Annotated in this window: 2 protein-coding genes and 3 pseudogenes; 4 read left to right on the forward strand and 1 reads right to left on the reverse strand. The window is 42.3% G+C overall.

What is annotated here, in order from left to right:
* The 3 genes and pseudogenes from QUA10_RS28465 to QUA10_RS28475 form a co-directional block, all read left to right on the forward strand.
* The coding region (locus tag QUA10_RS28465; RefSeq protein WP_333085861.1) for a GUN4 domain-containing protein at positions 1-817 on the forward strand (817 nt) is incomplete at its 5' end.
* Positions 818-1,301: 484 nt separating this feature from the next.
* On the forward strand, positions 1,302-3,002 hold the full coding sequence (locus QUA10_RS28470) for an ABC-F family ATP-binding cassette domain-containing protein (RefSeq protein WP_333085862.1): 1,701 nt from the start codon (positions 1,302-1,304) through the stop codon (positions 3,000-3,002).
* Between the two features lie 339 nt (positions 3,003-3,341).
* Positions 3,342-3,905 (forward strand): annotated as a pseudogene (locus QUA10_RS28475) (ISAs1 family transposase).
* A 522-nt stretch (positions 3,906-4,427) separates the two neighbouring features.
* On the opposite strand, the pseudogene QUA10_RS28480 reads toward QUA10_RS28475, so the two are convergent.
* Positions 4,428-5,586: pseudogene (locus QUA10_RS28480) on the reverse strand (IS4 family transposase).
* 171 nt (positions 5,587-5,757) lie between these two features.
* On the opposite strand from QUA10_RS28480, the pseudogene QUA10_RS29230 reads away from it, so the two are divergent.
* Positions 5,758-6,057 (forward strand): annotated as a pseudogene (locus tag QUA10_RS29230) (helix-turn-helix domain-containing protein); the annotation flags it as partial.
* Positions 6,058-6,114: the final 57 nt, after the last annotated feature.

Genomic DNA, 6,114 nt, shown 5'->3' on the forward strand with positions numbered 1-6,114 from the left:
TTGGGCATGGGTTTCGCGATCGCATGATTCCGGATTACTTCCAGTATACGTCTTAACCGCCTTGGCGACTGCTATATCTCAAATGCCAACCAAATGTGTGGTTGGTCTAAAATCATTTTCACAAGCAACTGTAAGCAATTTAAAACAGGGACAACTCAACCCATTCTTTATAGGCTTTATTTTTGTGTGTGTCACAGTCATTTATTTTTATTCTCCTTATCTCAGTTTTTGTTGTCACCCTGACTATCCCCCTAAAGCGCCTCCTTCTCCTGAATTATCTCCTCAAAAAACCGAGTCATCGCCTACGCCTACAAGAAAAGATACTCCACCCACTTTAGAGCCGAAAGAACCATTAGAAACACCTGCAAAAACTCTTGATGTAGATTACTTACCACTGCAAAATCTACTAGCATCTAAAAAATTCAAAGAAGCTGATCGAGAAACTCTACAGGTTATGCTTTTGGTTGCTAATCGAGAAAGAGAGGGTTGGCTGGATGTGAAAAATATTGATAATTTTTCTGGCGAGACTCTCCGAAGAATTAATCAATTATGGGTAGATTATAGCAATGGAAATTTTGGATTTAGCGTTCAAAAGCAGGTCTGGGTTAGTGTAGGTGGTCAAACAGGTGTTTATGATGTAGTAGTTGCTGATCGTTTTATTAAGCGGGTAGGATGGGGAGACAAAAAATACAAGAGTGTTACTTATAAACTTTCTACACCTTCAGGACACTTGCCTTGGGAAATTAATACTAATGTTTGGGATTTTGGTGTCCCTTATCTGGCTAAGAGGCTTGAAAGCTGTAATATTTCTGAGTAGATATCAGTAGATATAGCCGATCACTTTTTTTCGACTCCTCTAAAAGCGATCGCACCTCCTCACGCTCAGCTTTCTATAACCTTCTCCGATCGCCTGCTTTAAAGGTTTTTGAAGTCCGTGAGATGATAATAAATGTCTCTTGCTGGCACGATCGCTCTCTTTTGCGATCGAGGTTGACGCTCACTATTATAATGTGCAGAAGTCTCAACCATTATTCGAGAAATTCAATCAGAAACAACACGATCGCCGGATCGCCCCACCTAAATAGTCCTGAACCCACGTCGAGGGCAGAAACCCGGTTTCTTCGTAGATTTCTAATTGAGAATCTGCGATTTTTCAGAAAAACCCGGTTTCTTCGCGTAAGTCCCACCAAATCAAAATATTGCCACTGTCTAAATATAATTAAAATTTGTTAAGATTAACTCGACCTCAGCGCCGGCATCCCATCCGCCGCTAAACCTGCCCTTCCCCAGTCCCCACAACAATGCTGCGACTCGAACACATCAGTAAAATTTACCCCACAGGCGTCGTACTCAAAGATGTCACCTGGGAAGTCAAGCCAGGCGATCGCATCGGCTTAGTAGGCGTCAACGGTGCCGGCAAATCCACCCAACTCAAAATCATCGCCGGCGAAATCGAACCCACCGCAGGCGAAGTCATTCGCCCCGCCAGCCTCCACATCGCCTACCTCTCCCAAGAATTTGAAGTAGATCCGACACGCACCGTCAAAGAAGAATTTTGGCGTGCCTTCAGCGAAGCCAACGAAGTCCATGAATCCCTGATGCAAGTCCATCGAGACTTGGAAGCCTCCACTCCAGAAAATCTCGACGAACTGATCCACAAAATGGATCGGCTGCAACGGCAATTTGAAGGCTTAAACGGCTACGGTTTAGAAGCCCAAATCGAGAAAATTCTGCCCGAAATCGGATTTGAACCCGAAGACGGCGATCGATTAGTCAGCGCCTTCAGCGGTGGCTGGCAAATGCGGATGAGTTTAGGCAAAATTCTCCTCCAAAAACCCGACATCCTGCTGCTAGACGAACCTACTAACCACCTCGACTTAGAAACCATCGAATGGCTGGAAGTTTACCTGAAAGGGCTGATAACCCCGATGGTAATCGTATCCCATGACCGGGAATTTCTCGATCGGCTCTGCACCCAAATCGTCGAAACCGAACGTGGCGTTTCCAGCACCTACCTCGGCAACTACTCCTCTTATTTACAGCAAAAAGCAGAAGCCAGAGAAGCCCAACTCAGCGCCTACGAAAGCCAGCAAAAAGAACTCGAAAAACAGCAAGCATTCGTAGAAAAATTCCGCGCCAGCGCCACTCGCAGCACCCAAGCCAAAAGCCGCGAGAAACAGTTAGACAAAATCGAACGCATCGAAGCACCCACCGGCGGATTAAAAACTTTGCATTTCCGCTTTCCCCCCGCACCCCGCAGCGGTCGCGAAGTAGCAATAATTGAAGATTTGGTGCACACCTACGGCGAAAAAATCCTATTTTTGGGAGCCGACTTGTTAATTGAAAGGGGCGATCGCATTGCATTTCTCGGTCCCAACGGCGCGGGCAAATCCACCCTGCTGCGGATGATTATGGGCTTGGAAAAGCCGACTGAAGGTACGGTCAAATTGGGAGGTCACAACGTCATCCCCGGTTACTTTGAACAGAATCAGGCAGAGGCCTTAGATTTGAATAAAACCGTGATGCAAACCATTCACGACGAAGTTCCCGACTGGAAAAATGAAGAAGTTCGGACTTTGTTGGGCCGTTTCTTATTTACGGGCGAGACAGTATTCAAACAGGTTGGCGCTTTAAGCGGCGGCGAAAAAGCCCGCCTAGCTTTGGCAAAAATGCTGTTGACTCCCGTGAATTTGCTGATTTTGGACGAACCGACAAATCACCTCGACATTCCGGCGAAAGAGATGATGGAAGAGGCGATTCAGAATTATGACGGTACCGTAATTATCGTTTCGCACGATCGCTATTTCATCTCCCAAGTCGCTAACAAAATAGTCGAGATTCGAGACGGAGAGTTTCGCCCTTATTTGGGAGATTACCACTACTATCTCGATAAAATAGCTGAAGAAAAAGAGCTAGCCAAGTTAGCCAAACTTGAAGCAGAAAAAGCAGCTAAAAAAGCAGAAAAAGAAGCCAAGAAAAAAGCTGCGACTAAGCAAAAATAAACTTGCGTCCCTCGCAGATAAACCTTAAATCCGCGTTTATCTGCGTGCATCTGCGGTGAAACAAGAATCAGATTCTTAACTAGGGCTTGCTGAACAGGGTAAGAGCATCTCAATCAGTCTTGACAAAAGGATTTGAGAAGAAGCATCGTGTATTCATCATTAATTGCAGCCCGTTTCCTTTTCAGGGTAAACGCATCTTAACTTTCACCGAAAATATGCTACAGTTAAATCCGACTAAATTTCAATGTAGCTTGTTGTAGTTTATGGGTGCTATCAATGGCAAGAGGTTTTAGTAAAGCTGTAATTTGCCAACAAAAACAAACAGATTCATTGCCTTCAATGAATATTTGGAAGGCTAGTTTTTTAGAATATTTTGCCAAGTTGAACGACCCAAGGATAGAAAGAAGTAAAGAACACTTACTCAAAGATATTATAGCGATTGCGATTCTAGCTATTATCAGCGGTGCCGACGGATGGGTGGCAATAGAAGCCTATGGTAACGCCAAATATGAATGGTTAAAAAGCTTTCTAGAATTACCTAATGGTATACCATCTCATGACACATTTAGTCGAGTCTTCGCCCGAATTGAACCGCAGCAGTTTCAAGAATGTTTTTTGAGTTGGGTAAATGCGATAGTCGGGGAATTAGAACTAAACGTGATTGCCATTGATGGCAAAACAATGAAACAATCTTATGACCGAAATAACCAGCAAAAAGCGCTACATATAGTTACTGCCTGATCTTCATCTCATCAATTGGTTTTAGGACAAAAAAAAGTCCATAAAAAATCTAACGAGCTGACAGCCATTCCGGAATTAATAGAAATGTTAGAAATTGCCGGAAGTGTAATAACCATCGATGCTATGGGATGTCAAAAAGACATAATATCTCTGATTGTCTAGAAAAAAAGAGATTATATTGTAGCTTTAAAAGGAAATCAAGCCCTCCTGTATAAAGCCGTAAAAGAATGGTTTGAATTAGCCCAAAAATCAGATGATCTAGGTAGAAAGTATAACTATCATGAACAAGTAGAAGCTGGACATCATCGAGTGGAAAAAAGACAGGTATGGACTGTTGATGTATCTGATACCATTTTTTTAAAGATGTGATAGACTTGTGTTCAAACTAAAGGAGACAATTACAATGTCTGGTCGTCCTCATATAAAGATTACCGAATCTGTAGAAAATCTACGAGAAATCCTCAAACACCAAAAAAGAATCCTAGCTTATAACACAATACGGTTCAGTTAAGTGCTATGCAGTGCTTAAAACAATAAATACAGGAGGATTCATTATGATTCCAGTACCTCTGTGTTTAACTTGTTTAGAGCGAAATTTTGAAACAGGCTTTTTGACAACTCTTGGGTTGTTTCTCTGAACTCTTTCCGGTATAATTTTATCGATAACTTCCCCAGTTAACCAACTCAAAAAAAGGGAAGTTCTTGTGGTTGTAACCGCTGAAATTTGGGGAGCGCACGACGAACAACTCGTAATGTTCCAGTAAAAGAAAGACGCAAGGGTGAAATGCTGGCGTTGCTTGCTACTTGAAAAATTAATGACCGTACAGCTCTTCGGTCCTAGTAGTAAACCATAAATTTCTTGTACCACCTCCTTTGGTCTTTGAGAACGAATATGAGTTTTTCGTCCTAATAAATGTACTTTCAGTTCATCAATCGTATTCTCCACTTCCCAACGTTGATGATATTCACGGGCAAGTAAGTCCGCAGGAAATTTTTCTGCTGACAATAAGCTCGTAATTAAACGATATCTAATTTGTGCTTCTGGGCGTTCGGGAGCCTCAATCATGTATTCCATTACTCTTACCTGTAGGGGCTGAAATCCTTTTTTTCTTAATTTGCCGGATGGATAAATCCAACTCACATACGAACCATCATCTAATTGTGTTTCGTTTAAGAATTTAACGTTGCATGGAATTCGCGCCAAATACTCACAACCTTTACTGAATGTAGCTTCTACCATCGCATAAGAATGTAAGCCTCTATCCCACATTAATAGCATTCCTGGTGCTACTGAGCGTAACAACTTTAACGCTCTTACTCTTTCTCCCATTTTATATGGACACATTAAGGCGTCAAATATTAAATGTGTTCCCGCCTCTAATAAAATAACTAATCTAGCTTTCGGAAACGCTGCTTTTGTACCTGGACGACTTCCCGGACGACCAAAAACCCGGGCATTTTCATCACTATCTGGGAGATCTAAGCAGGTTCCATCTATCACTACGACCCTGAGTTCGCTAATAAAAGCTCCTACTGTTTCAACTGTAGCCATTGGTCGCACTAAGGAATGAAACAACTGTCTCATCACGCCCGCTCCTAATCTTTGTCTGGCTTGAGTAATTGCCGATTTACAGGGAAACCGCCAATATTTCCCAATTTTCACCCATGCTTCATTAAGACCATCAATTAAATTTTTTAAGACATCCCGCATTGAATCTTGTGACCACAGACTCATTGCTATTACCAGACACACTACCAGTTGTGCTGGCAGGGCACGATGACGTTTCTCTTCAACCTTTGTTTTAGTAATCGCCTGTTCGATTGCACTTGCAGGAATCGCCATTTCTATTGCTTTGAATATCTCCCTACTTGAGATTTTGGGAGATACTAATGAGAATTCTTTGAGATGCACCTTACTTGCTCTCCCTTTTTGGACACCCTACCTATTTTACCTGTATTTCAGCCTTAACTGAACCGTATTGGCTTATAACAAAGTTCAAATGCTTTATTTCAGTCAAAACAAGTAGAAACTGTGCGGGAAGTATCGGCAGTTTTAGGTAAAAGTGAGGCAACAATTCATCGCTGGCTCTCTCAATATAAAGAGGGCGGTCTGGAAAATTTGTTAAAAAATTGGCAGGTTTTTGGCCCCCCAAAAAAGTTTTCATTTGAAATAGCAGCTTCATTGCAACAAGAGTTGAGAGACCCCGAAGGATTTCGGAGTTACCAAGAAGTTCATCTCTGGCTCTGGTTGATTAAAGGAATAGCCAGTAGTTACCCGGCTGTATATTATTTAGTGGTAGTGGCCAAGAAGTAATGATGGTAAGATAGTAGCCTTGATAAGTTTTTTGTGAACTATGCCGAATTGTCCCGT

Source organism: Microcoleus sp. Pol8_D6, assembly GCF_036700965.1.
Lineage (GTDB): Bacteria > Cyanobacteriota > Cyanobacteriia > Cyanobacteriales > Microcoleaceae > Microcoleus.

Excerpts from the sequence above, each read along its gene's own strand:
- QUA10_RS28470 (WP_333085862.1), top strand. The coding sequence starts at position 1,302 with ATGCTGCGACTCGAACACATCAGTAAAATTTACCCCACAGGCGTCGTA.